The organism is Nesterenkonia pannonica (genome assembly GCF_019575955.1).
In the GTDB taxonomy this organism is placed as follows: Bacteria; Actinomycetota; Actinomycetes; order Actinomycetales; family Micrococcaceae; genus Nesterenkonia; species Nesterenkonia pannonica.
Genome location: NZ_CP080575.1, coordinates 1,255,832 through 1,272,840, shown reverse-complemented (window position 1 = coordinate 1,272,840; position 17,009 = coordinate 1,255,832). Strand labels below are relative to the sequence as shown.

Annotated in this window: 20 protein-coding genes and 6 pseudogenes; 13 read left to right on the top strand and 13 right to left on the bottom strand. The window is 67.0% G+C overall.

Going from position 1 to position 17,009, the window contains the following annotated elements; genetic code table 11:
* Nucleotides 1-71 precede the first annotated feature (71 nt).
* From K0H76_RS09275 to K0H76_RS09250, 6 genes are all read right to left on the bottom strand, one after another.
* Nucleotides 72-770 (bottom strand): hypothetical protein, encoded by a 699-nt coding sequence (locus K0H76_RS09275; protein WP_258935231.1) that lies wholly within the window; start codon nucleotides 768-770, stop codon nucleotides 72-74.
* Nucleotides 771-859: 89 nt separating this feature from the next.
* Complete coding sequence (locus tag K0H76_RS09270; protein ID WP_258935230.1) at nucleotides 860-1,294, bottom strand: MFS transporter; 435 nt, start codon at nucleotides 1,292-1,294, stop codon at nucleotides 860-862.
* Between the two features lie 37 nt (nucleotides 1,295-1,331).
* Entirely contained in the window at nucleotides 1,332-1,829 is a 498-nt protein-coding gene (locus K0H76_RS09265) for a TSUP family transporter (RefSeq protein WP_258935229.1), read from the bottom strand.
* The gene (locus K0H76_RS09260; RefSeq protein ID WP_258935228.1) at nucleotides 1,760-2,098 is read right to left on the bottom strand and encodes a hypothetical protein; all 339 of its coding nucleotides are present in this window, start codon (nucleotides 2,096-2,098) and stop codon (nucleotides 1,760-1,762) included. The genes K0H76_RS09265 and K0H76_RS09260 overlap by 70 nt, the downstream gene beginning before the upstream one ends.
* 48 nt (nucleotides 2,099-2,146) lie before the next feature.
* A complete protein-coding gene (locus K0H76_RS09255) occupies nucleotides 2,147-3,262 on the bottom strand; it encodes a 4-hydroxy-3-methylbut-2-enyl diphosphate reductase (protein WP_146338937.1) in 1,116 nt (371 codons plus the stop codon).
* Nucleotides 3,263-3,273: 11 nt separating this feature from the next.
* Complete coding sequence (locus tag K0H76_RS09250; protein ID WP_258935227.1) at nucleotides 3,274-3,807, bottom strand: hypothetical protein; 534 nt, start codon at nucleotides 3,805-3,807, stop codon at nucleotides 3,274-3,276.
* Between the two features lie 576 nt (nucleotides 3,808-4,383).
* Between K0H76_RS09250 and xseA the strand changes: the two genes are divergently transcribed.
* The 3 genes and pseudogenes from xseA to K0H76_RS09235 all read left to right on the top strand — a co-directional run bounded on the left by xseA (nucleotide 4,384) and on the right by K0H76_RS09235 (nucleotide 5,882).
* Nucleotides 4,384-5,034 carry an exodeoxyribonuclease VII large subunit gene (gene xseA, locus K0H76_RS09245; RefSeq protein WP_258935226.1) on the top strand — a complete coding sequence of 217 codons (651 nt, stop codon included), beginning with the start codon at nucleotides 4,384-4,386 and terminating at the stop codon, nucleotides 5,032-5,034.
* A 58-nt stretch (nucleotides 5,035-5,092) separates the two neighbouring features.
* Nucleotides 5,093-5,602, top strand: a complete 510-nt coding sequence (locus tag K0H76_RS09240; RefSeq protein ID WP_258935225.1) for a hypothetical protein — start codon at nucleotides 5,093-5,095, stop codon at nucleotides 5,600-5,602.
* Between the two features lie 87 nt (nucleotides 5,603-5,689).
* A pseudogene (locus K0H76_RS09235) lies at nucleotides 5,690-5,882 on the top strand (exodeoxyribonuclease VII small subunit).
* A 40-nt stretch (nucleotides 5,883-5,922) separates the two neighbouring features.
* On the opposite strand, the pseudogene K0H76_RS09230 reads toward K0H76_RS09235, so the two are convergent.
* The 4 genes and pseudogenes from K0H76_RS09230 to K0H76_RS09215 all read right to left on the bottom strand — a co-directional run bounded on the left by K0H76_RS09230 (nucleotide 5,923) and on the right by K0H76_RS09215 (nucleotide 9,379).
* A pseudogene (locus tag K0H76_RS09230) lies at nucleotides 5,923-7,162 on the bottom strand (pyridoxal phosphate-dependent aminotransferase).
* 4 nt (nucleotides 7,163-7,166) lie between these two features.
* A pseudogene (locus tag K0H76_RS09225) lies at nucleotides 7,167-8,427 on the bottom strand (pyridoxal phosphate-dependent aminotransferase).
* A gap of 51 nt (nucleotides 8,428-8,478) precedes the next feature.
* Nucleotides 8,479-8,622: pseudogene (locus tag K0H76_RS09220) on the bottom strand (hypothetical protein); the annotation flags it as partial.
* A 361-nt stretch (nucleotides 8,623-8,983) separates the two neighbouring features.
* Nucleotides 8,984-9,379 carry a hypothetical protein gene (locus K0H76_RS09215; protein ID WP_258935224.1) on the bottom strand — a complete coding sequence of 132 codons (396 nt, stop codon included), beginning with the start codon at nucleotides 9,377-9,379 and terminating at the stop codon, nucleotides 8,984-8,986.
* A gap of 43 nt (nucleotides 9,380-9,422) precedes the next feature.
* Between K0H76_RS09215 and K0H76_RS09210 the strand changes: the two genes are divergently transcribed.
* From K0H76_RS09210 to K0H76_RS09195, 4 genes are all read left to right on the top strand, one after another.
* Nucleotides 9,423-9,740, top strand: coding sequence for a hypothetical protein (locus K0H76_RS09210; RefSeq protein ID WP_258935223.1), 318 nt, complete (start codon nucleotides 9,423-9,425; stop codon nucleotides 9,738-9,740).
* Nucleotides 9,686-10,327 carry a hypothetical protein gene (locus K0H76_RS09205; protein ID WP_258935222.1) on the top strand — a complete coding sequence of 214 codons (642 nt, stop codon included), beginning with the start codon at nucleotides 9,686-9,688 and terminating at the stop codon, nucleotides 10,325-10,327. The genes K0H76_RS09210 and K0H76_RS09205 overlap by 55 nt, the downstream gene beginning before the upstream one ends.
* Nucleotides 10,225-10,764, top strand: a complete 540-nt coding sequence (locus K0H76_RS09200; protein ID WP_258935221.1) for a hypothetical protein — start codon at nucleotides 10,225-10,227, stop codon at nucleotides 10,762-10,764. Before K0H76_RS09205 ends, K0H76_RS09200 begins: the two co-directional genes overlap by 103 nt.
* A gap of 269 nt (nucleotides 10,765-11,033) precedes the next feature.
* Nucleotides 11,034-11,243, top strand: a complete 210-nt coding sequence (locus K0H76_RS09195; protein ID WP_258935220.1) for a hypothetical protein — start codon at nucleotides 11,034-11,036, stop codon at nucleotides 11,241-11,243.
* Nucleotides 11,244-11,341: 98 nt separating this feature from the next.
* Here K0H76_RS09195 and K0H76_RS09190 read toward each other — a convergent pair whose 3' ends face one another.
* From K0H76_RS09190 to K0H76_RS09180, 3 genes are all read right to left on the bottom strand, one after another.
* Nucleotides 11,342-11,824: a phosphotransferase gene (locus K0H76_RS09190; protein ID WP_258935219.1), complete on the bottom strand. Its 483-nt coding sequence runs from the start codon at nucleotides 11,822-11,824 to the stop codon at nucleotides 11,342-11,344.
* Nucleotides 11,825-11,828: 4 nt separating this feature from the next.
* Nucleotides 11,829-12,644 (bottom strand): hypothetical protein, encoded by an 816-nt coding sequence (locus tag K0H76_RS09185; protein ID WP_258935218.1) that lies wholly within the window; start codon nucleotides 12,642-12,644, stop codon nucleotides 11,829-11,831.
* Nucleotides 12,645-12,712: 68 nt separating this feature from the next.
* Nucleotides 12,713-13,333: a hypothetical protein gene (locus K0H76_RS09180; protein ID WP_258935217.1), complete on the bottom strand. Its 621-nt coding sequence runs from the start codon at nucleotides 13,331-13,333 to the stop codon at nucleotides 12,713-12,715.
* Between the two features lie 421 nt (nucleotides 13,334-13,754).
* Between K0H76_RS09180 and K0H76_RS09175 the strand changes: the two are divergent.
* The 6 genes and pseudogenes from K0H76_RS09175 to K0H76_RS09150 form a co-directional block, all read left to right on the top strand.
* Nucleotides 13,755-14,441: pseudogene (locus K0H76_RS09175) on the top strand (FAD-dependent oxidoreductase); the annotation flags it as partial.
* 79 nt (nucleotides 14,442-14,520) lie between these two features.
* Complete coding sequence (locus K0H76_RS09170; protein ID WP_258935216.1) at nucleotides 14,521-14,943, top strand: FAD-dependent oxidoreductase; 423 nt, start codon at nucleotides 14,521-14,523, stop codon at nucleotides 14,941-14,943.
* Nucleotides 14,940-15,128, top strand: a complete 189-nt coding sequence (locus K0H76_RS09165; protein ID WP_258935369.1) for a hypothetical protein — start codon at nucleotides 14,940-14,942, stop codon at nucleotides 15,126-15,128. Before K0H76_RS09170 ends, K0H76_RS09165 begins: the two co-directional genes overlap by 4 nt.
* Before the next feature lie 105 nt (nucleotides 15,129-15,233).
* A pseudogene (locus K0H76_RS09160) lies at nucleotides 15,234-16,025 on the top strand (purine-nucleoside phosphorylase).
* Nucleotides 16,026-16,073: 48 nt separating this feature from the next.
* Entirely contained in the window at nucleotides 16,074-16,547 is a 474-nt protein-coding gene (locus K0H76_RS09155; RefSeq protein ID WP_258935215.1) for a hypothetical protein, read from the top strand.
* Nucleotides 16,486-16,884 carry a hypothetical protein gene (locus K0H76_RS09150; RefSeq protein ID WP_258935214.1) on the top strand — a complete coding sequence of 133 codons (399 nt, stop codon included), beginning with the start codon at nucleotides 16,486-16,488 and terminating at the stop codon, nucleotides 16,882-16,884. The genes K0H76_RS09155 and K0H76_RS09150 overlap by 62 nt, the downstream gene beginning before the upstream one ends.
* The last annotated feature ends 125 nt before the right edge of the window (nucleotides 16,885-17,009 follow it).

The window sequence follows — 17,009 nt, the reverse complement described above, 5'->3', positions numbered from 1 at the left end:
CAGCATCCGCCGATCCGGCACGCGACGTCATTGTCACGTGACGGAGGTCATATGGCCAGCGTCTGTGGATTTTACACGATTCGACTCATCCCTCTGCGGTCATTCGCGCGGCAGCACCCAGAGGGCCAACGTCGTGGCTGCCAGCACCAGGGCGAGCACCATGCCCACAGTGCCCGGCCACCCCGCGATCTGAAGGAAGCTCCCGCCGCGAACCCCAGCACCGATGAGCCCGCGTAATAGCCCAGGTTGTACAGCGAGGCGGACTGCGAGCGTCCCGCGACTGCGGCGGAGCCCACCCAGCCTGCGGCCACTGCATGCGAGGCGAAGAAGCCGCCAGTCAGCAGGACCATGCCCAGCAGAATGGCGGGAAGCGCAGGCACAAGGGTCAGACCGACCCCGACCATCATGATCACGTTGCCGCCCAGCAGCACAGGCCTTCGGCCCCAGGCCGACGCCAGACGTCCCGCCTGCGGGGATGAAATGGTTCCGGCCAGGTACGCCAGAAAGATGAACGAAATGAGCCACAGCGGCAGGCTGAAGGGCTCAGAGGCCAGGTGGAAGGTCACGTAGTTGTACATGGCGACGAAGCCGCCCATGGTGAGGAACCCCTGGAGATAGAGCACCCAGAGCACTCCCGATCGCAGATTGCCTGTGAGGGCTCCGAGCGCCTGGCGCAGGGCTGTGCGACGTGGTGTGAACTCTCGGGCTCTCGGTGCAAGCCAGAGGAACACGGCCACACAGGCCGCAGCCAAGGCGGCCACAGTGAGCATTCCCGGCTTCCACCCCCACTGCTCCCCGATAGGGGCGGCGACGATGCGCCCGGCGAGGCCTCCCAGCGTGGTGCCGGAGATATAGGTGCTTAAGCAGCGGCGGCTGCTGCGGTGCGGCTCACCTCCTCGTTGAGATACGCGATGGCCAGGGCGGGCACCCCGCCCAGCATGAGCCCCTCGAAGAAGCGCACGATCAGAACGGGCCAGAACCCCGGCACGAGCACCACCACAACGGCGAAGATGCAGGCAAGGCTGATCGCCCACCCCATGGCGGGCCTGCGGCCCACCCGGTCGCCCACGTAGGACCAGGGGATCACTCCCAGTGCGAGGCCGAGTGTGGCAGCGGAGACCATCAGTGCCGCCTGGTCTGCAGTGACACCCTGCTCCGCAGCGATCAGCGGCAGCAGGCCCTGCGGCGAGTAGAGCTGGGCGAAGGTGGCCACTCCGATGAAGAACAGGGCAGCCAGAAGCCGACGGTAGGCAGGGGAGCCCGGAGCGTGCCCCCGTGAGACGGCGTCGGTCACAGTCGCCCAGGGTACATCCGGGATCGGTGAGCAGCGTCTAGGCGAGCACGTCGAAGACGCCTCTCACGATGGCGCCCGCACCGCCGAGAGCGGCAAGCACCATAGCGGCAGCGCGGGCCCACCGGACAGGCACGAATCGCGCCAGACGGGTGCCGATGTATATGCCGACCACGACGAAGCAGACAATGCCGAGGAACAGGTAGGGAAGCTCGGGCAGCCCCTCCATGGGGGTCGCCTCCACCGATCCCATGAGCAGCTTGGACAGTGCGGAAACAGCACCCATGGTCATGAAGATCGGCTGCAGCGTTGCAGCGAACGAACGGTGGTCCCATCGCGCCAAGCGGGAGTGGATCACCATCACGGGCGCGGCGACGCCGGAGGTGGTGTTGAAGAAGCCACCGATGCCTCCAGCGAGCATGACGGGCACGCGCCCCGTCCACTCGGGCAGCGATCTGAGTGTGAACGTCACGACCAGGGCGGCCACCACAATGCTGCCGAGAATGATGGACAGCCACCCGGCCGAAAGCTGACCCACCAGCCAGGCCCCGGGCACGGCCCCACGATGATGGGTCCCAGCATGAGGAAGAAGCGTCGCCAGTGCACCAGGCTCCACACCGACAGCATGATCAGAAAGCCTGAGACGGTCGTCGTGAGGTTGGTGACCAGGACTCCGAAGCTGGGCCCCAGCAGGATCGAGAGCACCGGCGCGACGACCAGGCCCACTCCGGTTCCTGACATTCGCTGCAGGACAGTGCCGATGAGGACCGCGGCTGCGATGATGCCCACCGCACCCGTTTCAATCATGCGGTCATCCTATGCAGGAGCTGCCCCCTGCGCAGACGCACTGCGTGGTCAGTCGCTGCAGGCGGTGCGCTTGCGCCCGCCCCGGCCGACATCTTCGTGACCGGCGTCGGAGAGGGCCTTGCGGATCTCCTTCGGCAGGGAGAAGACGATGTCCTCCTCAGCGGTGACGATCTCCTCCGGCTCCCCGTAGCCGTACTCGTCGAGCACACGCAGGACGTCCTGAACCAGCACCTCGGGCACGGAGGCGCCTGATGTGACGCCCACGGTCTGCGCGTCAGCGAACCAGGACTCGTCAATCTGATTGGCGAAGTCGACCCGTTCAGCGCGCTTGGCGCCGTACTCCAGGGCCACTTCCTTGAGCCGCACGGAGTTGGAGGAGTTCGCGGAGCCCACCACGATGACGAGATCGGATTCGGGCGCGACCTTCTTGATCGCGGCCTGCCGGTTGGAGGTGGCGTAGCAGATGTCGTCGCTGGGCGGGTCCTGCAGATTCGGGAAGCGCTCGCGGAGCCTGTTCACCGTCTCCATGGTTTCGTCCACGGAGAGGGTGGTCTGGCTGAGCCAGATGAGGTTGTCGGGGTCCGGCACCTCGATCTGGTCGACCTCCTCCGGGCTGTTGACGATCGTGGTCTGCTCGGGCGCGTGGCCGTAGGTGCCCTCCACCTCTTCGTGGCCGTCGTGGCCGATGAGAAGGATGTGGAAGTTGTCCCTAGTGGTGAAGCGCACCGCTTCACGATGCACCTTCGTCACCAAGGGGCAGGTGGCATCGATGGTCTCGAGGCCTCTGTCCGATGCGGTCTGCTTGACCGCGGGAGAGACCCCATGGGCTGAGAAGACGAGCAGCTCTCCGGCGGGAACCTCATCGGCCTCCTCCACGAAGATCACGCCCTTCTCAGTGAGGGTGTCCACCACATGACGGTTGTGGACGATCTCCTTGCGCACGTAGACGGGAGCCCCGTGCTGCTCCAGCGCCTTCTCCACGGCCACCACAGCGCGGTCGACGCCGGCGCAGTATCCGCGAGGGGCCGCGAGGAGAAGGCGTCGATCGCCTTCGAAGGTGCTCTCAGCGGCGATCTCCTCAGGGCTGCGGCGCTGGCGCGGCACCTGCGGCATGGGGACGGAGATATGGCTGCGGCGGTCGGGCGCTTGAGGTGCGATGGTCATCGCGTCCTATTCTACGCGCGGGCTTCAACCCGGCGCGCGCCGGGCGCCACGAGCGACCCGAGCACTCCGATGATCAGCAGGAGCGCCGCACCTGCAATGAAGATCCACCATGACGGCTGGGCCCACGCGGTGAAGCTCTCCTCCACGTGCTGCAGCACTGCGGCCATGGCCGGATCAGCATCCGGGGATGTCGAAGCTGGGCGCTGCCCCGGAGAGGGCCAGCCACAGTCCGAGCACACCCGCGACCAGCCCCCGGCGGCCAGGCCTGCCCAGCGAGACTTTCCGACTCCGATGACCAGGCCCAGCACCAGCAGCAGCCCCGATCCCACGGCGAACCAGAGCCAGTGCTCGCTGCCGGCGACGACGGTTGCGACAGCGTAGGGATCCGTCTGCGCCTCCTGTCCTGCCGCCGCGTCCACATCCACGACGATCTCGGGAGCCAACACGTCGAAGTCGGCGGAGTCAGGCCCAGGATCCACCCCAGATAGCTGTCCAGGCCCTCCCGCAGCGGCTCCGTCATCGCCGATGCCACGGGAGAGATCCACCTCCACATTGAGCTCCTCCGCGCTCCCTGTGGAGCGTAAGCGTCGAAGAGCTCCTCCATCTGCGCCGTCCAGTCGGTCCGCGTGGATTGGAGGGTCTCGTCCCAGGCGGCCCTGGTCCTGTCGTTCTCCAGAAGCGACGCCACGATGTCAGAGACCATCGCCTCTGCCTGCTCCTCAATGCCGGTTCCGAGAAGCTGGCGCGCCTGGTCCGGAATCTGCTCGGACAGTTCGCTCACCATGGTCGAGGCCACCGCTTCGGAGAACTCCGGCTGCTCAGGCAGCTCGCCGGCGATCTCGCGGATGGGCTCCTCGTCGCGCAGCAGCTGATCGGCCTGGTAGCGGCGAGCGCCGCCGCTGTGAGAGGTAAGCAAGAATGAGGCTCAGGATGCTCAGAAGCTGGCGCACGGGGCTCTCCTCAATGTCATGCCGAACGGCTACCCTGGTTCGGACCGGAATGAATACAGCCCACAGGGTACTTGGTGCACAACGGGGTCGGATCAGGCCCGCAGAGAAGAAGAGAGTCCATTGTCCTCATTCGAGAAGCTCGCTGCGCAGGATAAGCGCCCCCTGACTGCGATGCCTGCGCATTCCGCTGACACCAGTGCGGAGAGCCCCTGGCCGCTCAGCCATTTCTCGGGCAAGCTGCGGGCGCACATCGACAAGGTCTCGCCCACCTGGGTCGAAGGCCAGCTGGTCGAGTTCAACATGCGCAACGGAACCGCATGGATGACCCTGCGGGACCTGGAGCAGGAGGTGTCCTTCAACGCTGTCGCGTGGCGGAACGTCGCCGGAACGCTCGACGGTGTGGTCAGCCCAGGCTCGCGGGTGGTGGCTCTGGTGAAGCCGAGCCTGTATGAGAAGTCGGGACGGCTGAGCCTGGTGACCCATCGGATGCAGCCGGTGGGGCTGGGCGACCTGCTCGCCCGCATTGAGCAGCTGCGCAAGTCATTGGCCTCCGAAGGCCTGTTCGATGCTGGGCGGAAGAAGCCGCTGCCGGTGCTCCCTGCCCGGATCGGTCTGATCACAGGCCGCGAATCGGACGCGAAGAAGGACATCCTCCGTCACGTGGGCCTGCGGTGGGCTGCTGCCCAGTTTGAGATTCGCGAGGTGTCGACCCAGGGGCCCATGGCCGCTATGGAGGTCGCAGCCGCGTTGGGCGACCTCGACGCGGACCCTCGCGTGGATGTCATCGTGATCGCGCGCGGCGGCGGCTCCTCGAGGAAGTGATCCTGCCGTTCTCCGACGAGCGGCTGATCCGGGCCGTGGCTGCGGCGCACACCCCGTCGTGTCAGCGATCGGACATGAGGCGGACCGGCCGCTGCTCGACGAGGCCGCCGACGTCAGGGCCTCCACCCCCACCGGATCAGCCAAGATGCTGGTTCCTGAGGAGAGCGTGGAGCGCGAGAACCTGGCTCAGGCACGGACCCGGATGTCCAGCGGGGTCCAGAGGATGCTGCAGCGGGAGGGCGAGTGGATACGTGCGATCCGTTCACGGCCTGCGATGGCGCACCCGCAGAGCATGATCGATGTGCGCCGTGATGACCTGACCGGCCTGCGGCGGCGCGCCCTGTTCTCCATGGAGGCGAGAGCCTCTCGGGCGCGGGACTGGGTGGACAGCACGCGCGCCCGCGTCACCTCGCTCTCCCCGCAGTCGACCCTGGACCGCGGATATGCGGTGGTGCAGACATCGGGGGCATCGTCCGCGACGCGGCCCTCCTCTCCCCGGCCAAGACGTTCAGGTCATGGTCGCCGACGGGGAGTTCCAGGCAGAAGTGAAGAACGTACAGACCCATAGGATCGGAGACGCATGAGCAACGAGAGCCCTGCCGCCCCAGTGGCTGAGGAATCCTTCAGCACCGCAAGGACCGAGGACATCGAAACCATGTCCTACGAACAGGCCCGCGACGAGGCTCGTCGCTGTGGTCACCAAATTGGAGACCGGCGGTGCCCCTCTCGAGGAGTCATTGGCGCTGTGGCAGCGCGGCGAAGCCCTGGCGGACCGGTGCGAGCGGTGGCTCTCCGGCGCCCAGGAGCGCCTCGAGCAGGTCCGTCAGGAGCTGGAGCAGGACGGCTGAGGCCGCCTGCCCCCGTCCGGGAGCCTGTGCACACGCTGCCTCAGACGCGCGGGATCGCTCCCGAGCGATAGTCGCTGAGGAAGTCAGCGATCCCCGCAATGGCCTCCTCCAGGTCCTCGACACTGGGCAGCGCCACCAGCCTGAAGTGCTGGGAGTCCGTCCAGTTGAACGCGCGCCCGTGCGAGACCAAAATCTTCTTGGCACGCAGCAGCTCGATGACGAAGGTCTCATCATTTTCGATGGGGTACATCTCTGCATCCAGGCGAGGAAGAGGTACAGCGCACCGTCAGCACGATGCGCGTCCACCCCTGGGATCTCGTTGAGCAGCCGATGAGCCGTCGTCCGCTGCTCATACAGCCGACCGCCGGGTGCGATGAGCTCCCCGATCGACTGGTAGCCGCCCAGTGCGGCCTGCAGAGCGTGCTGGGCCGGAACGTTGGCGCACATGCGCATATTCATCAGCAGCTCCAGGCCCTCCAGATAGCTGGCGGCACGCTGCTTCGGCCCTGACACGTAGATCCAACCCGAGCGGAACCCAGCCACCCGCCACGTCTTCGACAGGCCGGAGAAGGTGATGGTCACCACGTCGTCGGAGAGAGATGCCGCGTTGACCATCTCCACGTCGTCGAAGGTGATGTTCTCGTAGATCTCGTCCGCCAGAAGCATCAGGTGGTGCCGACGAGCGATGTCGACCAGCTTCTCCAGAATGTGCCGCGGATACACCGCGCCCGTCGGATTGTTCGGGTTGATCAGCACCAGGGCCTTGGTGTTCTCGGTGACCTTAGCCTCGATCTCCTCCGGGTCCGGCCACCAGCGATTCTCCTCATCGCAGATGTAGTGCACCGGCGTGCCGCCGCACAGCTTGGTGGCCCCTGTCCACAGCGGGTAGTCCGGAGCGGGGATCAGGACCTCATCGCCCGGACCCAGAAGCGCCTGCAGAACCATCGTGATCAGCTCCGAGACGCCGTTGCCCAAGTAGATGTCATCCGGGTCCGCGTTCTCAATGCCGCGCGCCTGGTAGTACTGCGCCACCGCCTGCCGGCCGGAGTAGATCCCCGTGAGTCCGAATAGCCCTGAGCGGTGGGCAGCTCGGCGATCATGTGCTGCAGGATCGCGTCCGGGGCCTCAAAGCCGAAGGGGGCCGGATTCCCGATATTCAGACGCGTGATCCGATGGCCTGCCCGCTCCAGCCGCGACGCCTCGGCCGCGATCGGCCCGCGGACGTCGTAGCGCACCTCGGCGAGCTTGGGCGATTGGGTGAACTCCTGGAATTCTCTCACCCGCCTATCCTGCCTCAGAGCACCCGTGCGGCGCTGAAGGCGTCCGGTACCCGGCGAGGAAGTCGGAGATTCCCTCGATGGCGCTCTCCAGCTCAGCCACAGCAGGAAGAGTGACCAGGCGGAAATGCTGATCATCGATCCAGTTGAACGCTCTGCCGTGTGAGACCAGAATCTTCTGCTGACGCAGCAGCTCAATGACGAATGCCTCATCGGACTCGATCGGATAGATCTCCGGGTCCAGGCGCGGAAACAGGTACATGGCCCCGTCCATCTGCTCCACCTGGACGCCCTCGATCTCGCGGAGCCGGTCGTAGGCCACCTGCCGCTGCTCATGCAGTAAGCCGCCCGGGGCGATCAGGTCATCGATCGACTGGTAGCCGCCCAGGGCCGTCTGTATGGCGTGCTGCCCGGGCACATTGGGGCACATCCGCAGATTCGACATCAGCTGCAGCCCCTCCAGATAGCTCTTCGCGCGATACTGAGGACCGGAGATGTAGCACCAGCCGGAGCGGAAGCCCGCGGCCCGCCACGTCTTCGACAGGCCCGAGTAGGTGATGGTGAAGACATCGTCGGCGAGGGTGCACATATTGATGGCCTCGGCGCCGTCGTAGGTGATCTTCTCGTAGATCTCGTCGGCCATCAGGATCAGGTTGTGCCGCCGGGCGATGTCCACCAGAGCCTCGAGGATCTCCTTGGGGTAGACAGCGCCGGTGGGGTTGTTCAGGTTGATGACGACCAGAGCCTTGGTCCGGTCCGTCACCTTCGACTCCACCTCCTCCGGATCCGGCCACCAGTGATTGCTCTCATCGCAGATGTAGTGGACCGGAACTCCCTGGTACAGGGCGGTCAGGCCGGTCCACAGCGGGTAGTCCGGAGCAGGGATGAGGATCTCGTCCAGGGGTTGATCAGCGCCTGGAGAGTGATCGTGATAAGCTCCGCCACCCCATTGCCCAGGTAGATGTCCTCGGGCACAGCGTCCCGCATCCCGCGGTCCTGGTAGTACTGGGCCACCGCGGTGCGCGCCGAGTAGATTCCGGCTGACTCGGAGTAGCCCTGGGAGGCGGGCAGGTGGCGGATCATGTCCTGCATGATGGACTCCGGGGCGCTGAACCCGAACGGCGCCAAGTTGCCGATATTCAGCTTCGTGATGCGATGCCCGGCCCGCTCAGGCGGGCAGCCTCTTCGGCGATCGGGCCTCTGACGTCATACCGCACGCTGCGCAGCTTGTTCGCCTGCACGAAGTCCTGAGCGTCCTCCCCGTGCAGCAGACGGCGCAGCACGGTGATCGCCTCATCGTCCAAGGCCTCGGAGATCTCCTCCAGCACCTCCGGCGCCTGCTCCTCCAAGTCCGCCGCGATGAGAGGGGCGTACTGGTCCTGCGGGAAGGCGCGGTCCGTGTCCGACAGCTCCACCAACGCGTGCTCCTCCGCCCCGGGGTGGGATGAGGTCAGCAGGACCACATCAGTCTCCGCCCTGATGAGCTGGTCTATGAGCTCGTCCTCCTCCCTGCCTCGAGCGCGGCGGGCTCACAGCCGTAGGCATCCTCAAGAGCCTCCGAGAGAGCAGGGAGCCCCTCCCGGTGTCGAATCTGAGATCCTCACACTGCTCCTCCAGACCGGCGAGGCCCGGACTCTCCTCCTCATCGAGCTCGGCGGCAGAAGCCGAGGCAGCCGTCGTCAGAGCAGACGTCGAAAGCACCGCGGCCCCCGGCTGCAGCAGCGCCGCGGACGCATCGCCGCCGCTCTGGAGAGCATCAGAGATCAGCTCGGTGAGATCCTGCGCGGAGGGCTGCGCCCGTCCACTCCTCATCCTCGGACCTGCTCAGCCGCGCGTAGGCATCAGGATCCAGCGCCTCAGCCAGCGGCAGAGTCCTTGAGAGGACCAGATCGTAGTCAGCCTCCGCAGAGCTTTCGGCGACGCCCTCGCCGTCACGAGACTCAGACCCCTCGGCGAGGCCGCCGCAGCTTCATGGGCAGGACGCTCGGCGTCGATCACCACCGTGGGCTGATCCCGAGAATTCATCGCCAACGAGTAGATCCGAGCGATCGTGCGATCCAGCGGATCGCTGCCGACGGCAATGCGCCACGCACGGTCCAGCTCGTCACCTGTGGGCTCCTCAGCGGCGGGCGGCTCGGCGCAGGCTGTCAGAAGAAGAGCAGCTGAGGCTGCGAGGGCGCACAGCCGTGACCCCACCCATGGCCGAGAATGCATGCGCACCAGTGTACTGATGCGCCCAGGGAGGCACGCTACCCTGGGAGGAATGAGCAGCGAGGAGCACCCGACGCAGGAGCTTCCCGGGGCCGCGCGGCTGGAGACTCGCCTGCAGGCTCTGCTCCTGGCGCCGAGCTCGGAGCAGCCGGAGGCGGAGACCGCACGCGGATGGCTCGACCTCGCGTACGAGGCAGCCTACGGGGAGCGTCACGCCGCTGCCGTGGAAGCGGGCCTGCGCGGCCTGCGCGCTCCCGGCGGCGATGATCCCGAGTATCGGCTTCCCCTGCTGAGGCTGCTCGTGGCGTCCACGAGATGCGGGGCGATTCCGAAAGCGGCGAACCGTACCAGCGCGAACGCACCGATCTGATGCGTAGGCTGGGGCGCACCCGGCAGGCGCAGATCGAATCCGAGCTCGGCGGGATGCTGCTGCGCGAGCCGGACCGCGTCGAAGGAGAGATCCTCGCCCGCGTCGCTGAGCAGCTGGAGGGCGAAGCGGCGGAGGCGCCTGCGGACGAGGCTCCCTGGGTCCTGACCGCTCGGGCCGATGTCCTGTCGTCCCTGGCGGTTCGTCGCCTCCAGGACGAAGGGCCTCAGGCGGCGCTTCCATTGGTCGAGGAGGTGGTCGCGATCCTCGAGGCCCTCACCGAGGATGCATCGGACCTCCACCGCTCCCAGGCGCTGGCCGGAGCACGCATGTTCCTGGCCCATGCGCAGCTGCTCTGCGAAGACCCTGAGGCTGCCGCGCAGACGGCGGCGAAGGTGCTCTCCTCTCCCGCCAACCGAGCGGTGCGGGGCGCCATGGCCATGCTGCGCGCCACCATCCACCACCAGGCCGACGAAGTCAGGAAGCAGTGGAGCGCGCCATCCAGTCCGCAGAGCTCTACGCCGCATGCGGCGTCCGCCGCGGGGCCGCATCCGCCGCGGCTCTGCTGGCCGGCATCACATCAGGCATAGGACGCCCGCGCCTGGCCGTGCTGGCCTGGCGCGCAGCGGTCCAGCAGGCCGAGCTGGGCGAATTCGAGGACTCGCGCATCCTTTCCCTGGCGCTCGGTCAGCAGCTTCTGGAGATGGACGAGCACGAGGAGGCGGAACTGATCCTCGACTCCCTGAGCCTGCGCCTGACGACCGGCGAGGAGGACCACTCCACACGAGGACGCGCACTGATGGGTCTGGGCCATGCTGTCACCCAGCAGAAGCGCCCCCTGGAGGCTATGAGCCATTGGGCAGAGGCTGCGGGGCAGTTTCTCGCCGCGGAGGAGACGGACGAGGCTGCCCGCGCTCATCTGGCGGTAAGCGCGCTCGCGGCATCCCTGGACCGGGTGGAGGCAGCCCAGGAGCACTACGAGCGCGGCCTGCAGCTGGCTGACCAGGAGCCGACACCGACCCGTTGATGCTGCTCCAAGCACTGCACTCACTGGGTCACCTGCTCTCTTAAGCACGAGGACGCAGACAGGCTGACCCATCTCAGCCGCGCTCTGCGCATCGCTGCCGAGCACGGCACGCAGTGGCAGCAGGCGGACATCGTCGACACTCGTGCCCGCAGCCTGACCGCGCTGGGGCGAGGCAGCGAAGCGGTTGCCGCAGCCCTTGAGGCCGCCGACCTCTTCATCTCGGCAGGAGACGAGGAGTAAGCGCAGATGCGGAGCTCTTCGCAGCTGCAGTGCTGCGTCAGATCGGCCAATCGGCCGAAGCCGAGACGCTCTTCCGCATGACCATGACGCAACGCACGCTCAGCGACCAGCTCATGGAGATCGCACTGGAGGGCCAAGTGGAAGCCCTGCGCGACATGGCCCGGTTCGACGATGCCCACGAGGCGGAGCGGAGCCTCGAGGCGCTGCGCGAGCGGCTCTCGCGTGCGGAGGAGGGCTAGTGAGCGACGGAGCCCAGCGGCACTGAGGCGGGCCCCGGCCTCAGACGCCGGGCCACTGCGCCAGGCTCCCCGACGGGCTGGTCAGCCCTACGATCGCCTCAGCGCAGCGCAGCCGGTGCTCCGCCTGCTCCTTCCAGCCGCTGCGCCGGGTGTCCCGCGCCCCTGCCACCAGCGACAGCGCCACTGAGGCCGAGCGCACCCGCAGGCTCCCTCGTCGACGTTCTGCGCGAAGACGCGAGCGAACCGATCAAAGGCCATGGCACGTGGACATAGCGCGGGTCGACGGCTGGCAGCACCGCAAGATGGCCGAGGAAGCACGCGAGATCATCCACACGGTGACCGGGTCCCAGAGCATCCACATCGAGAAGGCACGACACGGTCCCGCCCTGCATCAGCATGTTTGCCTCGTAGAAGTCGCCGTGAGCAGGCACCACGGGTCCGCGATCAGTGACGGTGAGCTCAGTGAGGATCAGATCTCTCAGCGCTGCGATGCGCGGCGCCGCCTCGGGCAGTGCGGCCTGCGCCGCAGAGGCGTAGGAGGGAAGACGATCAGTCCACGCCTCTCGAGCGGGGAGGTCCATCACCTCAGCGGGAGAGCCTCAAGCAGCTGCACGAAATCCTGTGGGCGAACCCTGGCGGCCCCATCCTCGAGGAAATGCTCTGCGAGGAGATGCCCTCCCCTGGCGAAGCGCCACCACGTCCTCTACAGGCTCGCAGCGGTCTCGGCGCAGGCACCCCGGCCGACAGAAGCATGTGATGGCGCCGCGCAAGGTCCTCAGCGCGGCCCCGGCGCAGGACTTTGAGGTAGGTGCGGGAGCCGTCGGCGAAGTCTGCGGCGATGACAGCGCGGCGCAGGGGCCGGTAGCTGACTGTCTCAAGCTGGTGAGCCGCGAACCCTGGCCCCACCTCCGGGCTACTGCGACCGGATCGGTGGCCACTCGCAGGCCCGAGGCGCCGGGTCGCAGGGTGCTGCCATATGGCCAGCGGCCCAGCGGGACTGTGCGCGCTGACCACATCCTTGGACTCGGCACGGATCCGCTCGGTGCTGACGCCCACGTAGACCTCATAGATGTGGTCACCCTCCGCGGCATATATCCGCGGCTCATCCCAGCCCTCCTCTGTGTGGAGGAGCCGGGCCGGATCAGAGACCACGATGCGGTAGATGCCGGTGACCCCAGCGCCCGGCCGATGCTGGAGGCTCTCGAGGTGCACCGACGTGGCGTAGATTCCGGACTGCTGAAGCGCGGAAATGATGGGCGGGTGCGCATCGGCTGAGCTGAGGTACTCGAGCTGAGCAGACTCGCCGCTCGACCGGACGCGCTCCGTCTCGGAGCCCTCCTCTCCGGGCGTGTCCGGAAGGGCAGGCTCCCGATGCCCGCCCAGAGGCGCGGTGTCAGGCACGGCGACGTGCCAGCACCTTGTCCAGGTCCATCGACGAAGGACGCTTCTCTCGCGTCGGCTCAGCAGCCTCAGGGACCGCGCCGCCGCCCGCCGCAGGCTTCAGCAGTGTCTGCGCTGGGAACAGGATCCTGAGGCTTGGCAAGCGGCTCGGGCTCCGCCCGCTCAACCTTTTCTGCCACGACGTACTTGGGCTTGGGCACTTCGCGCGGCTGCCACGAAGAGTAAGCAGCCGTAAACCGCTCGGCCAGCGGCGCGTGCTGGGCGGGCTGCTGCTGCGGCTGCGGCTCGCCCTCACGCACATCGAACGGTGCTTGGGCCTGGGCAGAAGAGGCATCGGGCTCGGCGGCCGACACGACGGCGCGCGAATGATCCGAGGAGTCCTCACCGTGCGGGCCCATGGCGGCGTCGAAGGCGCGCTGCACCCGGGCACGCCGCTTCGCTCGGCGGCGAACCACAGCCGCAGCCCGCAGGGTGACCAGGGAGATCAGTGCGACGGTGGCGAATATGGTAAGCACAGCCCATGCGAGGACTCCGAAGTAAGCAAGTGCAGCGGTGATCAGTGCCCCCAGCACGCCGAGCAGCAGGCCGAGGGCCAGCAGGGTTCGGCCCCAGTGGATCGTGAAGCCGTTCGCAGAGGCGACGCCATGCTCGGTCGCAGCGGGACGGGTGCTGTGGGCCTTCGGCAGCAAGCACGTGGCGCTCTGGTGTTGTCCGTGGTGCTCATATCGTTCCTCTGTGCATGGGCGGCCTCGTGCAGCCGTAGTCTCCGTTGCTGCACTACCCTACGCGCAGCACGAGCGCGGCGCTCACCCAGACCTTGCCGCCGAGGTTCAGGCCTGGAGGACAGCCGGGCTGCTCGCATCAGCAGCGCCGCGACGAAGAGGACCGCAGTCAGGACGATCAGTGCCGAGGAATGGATCGACAGCTCGGCGAATCCTTGGATCAGTCCCATGCAATTCAGACTAGCGCCGGACACAGCGCCGAGAGCTTATGACACACGGCACATAAGTAGGCAGAATGGGGCGGGTGACTTCAGAGACTCTAGGTAAGCGCTTTGCCCCTGCCCGTGTTGCGATCCTCGGAGGAGGTCCGGGCGGCTACGAGGCGGCCATGGTCGCTGCAGACGCTGGGGCCCAAGTCACCATCATCGAGGAGAAGGGGCTGGGAGGCTCCGCGGTCCTGACCGACGTCGTGCCGTCAAGACGCTCATCGCCACCGCTGACGCAATGCGGCGGGTCAACGCCTCCACGTCCTTCGGCGTGCGCTTCGGCGAAGGGGCAGGGACCAGTACGAGACGGAGGCCTGGGCGGACTTCTCGCAGGTCAACAGGCGCCTGCTGAAGCTGGCCGAGACTCAGTCCGAGGACATCCACGCCTCCCTCAGGCGTTCGGCGTCAACATCATCCCAGGCCGCGGGCGGCTCAAGGGACCGGCGCAGAACGGGGTGCACACCCTGGAGGTCAGCTGCTCCTCAGGCGGCACCGCCGAGGTGGAGGCTGACGCGGTCATCGTCGCCACCGGTGCGACGCCGCGCGAGCTCCCCTCGGCGAAGCCCGACGGCGAACGCATTCTGAACTGGACCCAGGCCTACAGCCTCGAGGAGCCGCCCGAGCACATGATCGTGGTGGGATCCGGCGTCACGGGCGCCGAGTTCGCATCCGCCTACCGACGCCTGGGCGCCGCCGTCACCCTTGTCTCCTCGCGCGATCAGGTGCTTCCTGGGGAGGATTCCGACGCGGCCGCTGTGCTGGAGAACTCCTTCGCCAGAGTCGGCGTGAAGGTTGCATCGAGGACCCGGGCGGAGTCCGTGGAGCGCACCGAGCACGGCGTCAGGGTCACACTGACAGGAGGAGACTCTCGAAGGCTCGCACTGCCTGATGGCGGTCGGCGGGGTGCCCAACACCGTGGGCATTGGCCTCGAGGAGGCGGGCATCGAACTGACACAGTCCGGACACATCCGCGTGGACACCGTCTCTCGCACCACCGCAACCAATGTGTACGCCGTAAGCGACTGCACCGGCATGCTGCCGCTGGCATCCGTGGCTGCGATGCAGGGCCGCATCGCAGTGGCCCATATGCAGGGCGGGGCGGTGAAGCCGCTGAAGATGCACCTTGTGGCGTCGAATGTCTTCACCTCGCCGGAGATCGCCACCGTCGGGGTGACGCAGGAGCAGGTGGACTCCGGAACGTACCAGGCCGACGTCGTGAAGCTGGACCTCGCGACCAACCCGCGCGCCAAGATGATGAACATCAAGGAGGGTTCGTCAAGATCTTCTCCCGCAAGGGATCCGGCACCGTGATCGGCGCCGTGATCGTCGCACCGCGCGCGTCGGAGCTGATCTACTCCTTGGCCTTGGCAGTGACGCACAAGCTCCACGTCGATGACATCGCCTCGACCTTCACGGTCTATCCTTCACTCACGGGATCCCTGTCAGAGGCTGCCCGCCGTCTGCACTATAAAATCACCGACCCGGCTGACCACTGAGAACGAGGATTCACCTATGGAGAGAGACATCGCGCCCGTGGGCCACGGACAGGTCAGTCCGCCCCGGGGCTGATTCCGACCAATGACCCCACCGCGCCCGTCATGATGCGGGCGGAGGAGGCCGCCGCGGCCGTCCTCGACGCCGCAGGCATCGACAGGGTGGATCTGGCCTGCACTCTGGGCTCAGGCTGGGGCGGCGCGGCCGGAGAGCTCGGCGAGCTGGTCGTGGAGCTCCGGGCCGATCAGGTGGCCGGGTTCGCCTCCTCGGACGTTCCCGGCCACAGCGGCACTCTGCGGGTCATCCGCACAGCAGGCGGCCAGCATGTTCTGGTGATCGGTGCACGCACGCACTTCTACGAAGGGCGTGACGTCGACGCCGTAGCCCACGGCGTGCGAACGGCCGCCGCAGCCGGAGCCCGAACCATGGTGCTCACCAACGGGTGCGGAGGGCTGAATCCGGACTGGGCTCCCGGCACGCCGGTGCTCATCAGGGACCACATCAACCTCACATCCGCCTCGCCGCTGCGAGGCGCGCACTTCGTCGACATGACGGATCTGTACTCCCCAGGCTCAGGGACATCGCCAGGAGGCGGATCCCGCGCTGCCAGACGGCGTATATGCGCAGCTGCCCGGTCCCCACTACGAGACTCCGGCTGAGATCAGCTATCTGCGCACGATAGGAGCTGACCTCGTCGGCATGTCCACGGCCCTGGAGGCCATTGCTGCTCGCGCAGCGCGCATGGAGGTCTTCGGCATCTCCTGGTGACCAACCTGGCGGCAGGCATATCGGACGAGCCGCTCAGCCATCAGGAAGTCATCGACGCAGGGAAGGCCGCGGCCCCTCGCATCGGAGGTCTGCTGGCCGACATCATCGACCGAGCAGTCCGCTCCTCCTGACCTCTGCCCCATCCTCCTCACCCATCACGTCGAACGGAGCACCGCTGAATGTCTGATGAGCTGCTGAGAACTGTGACCCGCTGGATCGAGCTCGACCCGGACCCGCGCACACGCGCCGAGCTTCAGGACATTCTGGACTCCGCCCGCGGAGGCGATGCGGAGGCGCAGGCGTCACTGGGGAGGCTGTTCGACGGTCGGCTCGCCTTCGGAACGGCCGGTCTGCGCGCTGAGCTGGGCGCTGGGCCGCTTCGGCTGAACAGGCTGGTGGTGCGCCAGACCGCCGCCGGGCTGCTCAAGTATGCCGAGGCCCAGCTCGCTGAGGCCCGACCCGCCGCAGACAACCCGCATGATCTGGAGGGGCCGACCGCCCACCGCATCGTGATCGGGTACGACGCTCGGCACCAGTCGGACGAATTCGCCTATGACACGGCTGCGATCTTCCGCGACAGCCGGCTGGGAGGTGCACCTGTTCGACACCCCTGGGCCCACGCCTCTGCTGGCCCGGCAGGTCCTCGTCCGTGACGCGGAGATCGGCGTCATGGTCACAGCCAGCCACAACCCTCCCAGGGACAACGGCTACAAGGTCTACCTGGGCGGTGAGCTCTCCCGCTTCCTGGAGCCCGACGGACTTGGCGTCGGAGCGCAGATCGTCTCTCCGCGGACGTCGACATCGCTGCCACCATCGCCGACGTGGTCGCTGGCGACTTCGCCCAAGACTCTGCTGCCCCTGCGGTCATCTCTGCCGAGGAGGTTCCGCGTCCGCATGGGATCAGCATCCTGGGCGAGGACGTCCGGGAGTCCTACCAGCGCGAAGCCCTGGAGCTGCTGGACCCTGAGGGCTATCCGCATCGGGACCTGAAGATCGTGTACACCGCCATGCATGGAGTGGGCGGACAGATGGTGATGGACCTGCTGAAGGCCGGAGGTTCGAGCAGACCTTCGCCGTCGAGGAGCAGTTCGCCCCCGACCCGGACTTTCCCACAG

Excerpts from the sequence above, each read along its gene's own strand:
- K0H76_RS09275 (WP_258935231.1), bottom strand. The coding sequence starts at position 770 with ATGCTCACTGTGGCCGCCTTGGCTGCGGCCTGTGTGGCCGTGTTCCTC.
- K0H76_RS09260 (WP_258935228.1), bottom strand. The coding sequence starts at position 2,098 with ATGATTGAAACGGGTGCGGTGGGCATCATCGCAGCCGCGGTCCTCATC.
- K0H76_RS09255 (WP_146338937.1), bottom strand. The coding sequence starts at position 3,262 with ATGACCATCGCACCTCAAGCGCCCGACCGCCGCAGCCATATCTCCGTC.
- xseA (WP_258935226.1), top strand. The coding sequence starts at position 4,384 with ATGCCTGCGCATTCCGCTGACACCAGTGCGGAGAGCCCCTGGCCGCTC.
- K0H76_RS09210 (WP_258935223.1), top strand. The coding sequence starts at position 9,423 with ATGAGCAGCGAGGAGCACCCGACGCAGGAGCTTCCCGGGGCCGCGCGG.
- K0H76_RS09205 (WP_258935222.1), top strand. The coding sequence starts at position 9,686 with ATGCGGGGCGATTCCGAAAGCGGCGAACCGTACCAGCGCGAACGCACC.
- K0H76_RS09190 (WP_258935219.1), bottom strand. The coding sequence starts at position 11,824 with ATGGACCTCCCCGCTCGAGAGGCGTGGACTGATCGTCTTCCCTCCTAC.
- K0H76_RS09170 (WP_258935216.1), top strand. The coding sequence starts at position 14,521 with ATGGCGGTCGGCGGGGTGCCCAACACCGTGGGCATTGGCCTCGAGGAG.
- K0H76_RS09155 (WP_258935215.1), top strand. The coding sequence starts at position 16,074 with ATGTCTGATGAGCTGCTGAGAACTGTGACCCGCTGGATCGAGCTCGAC.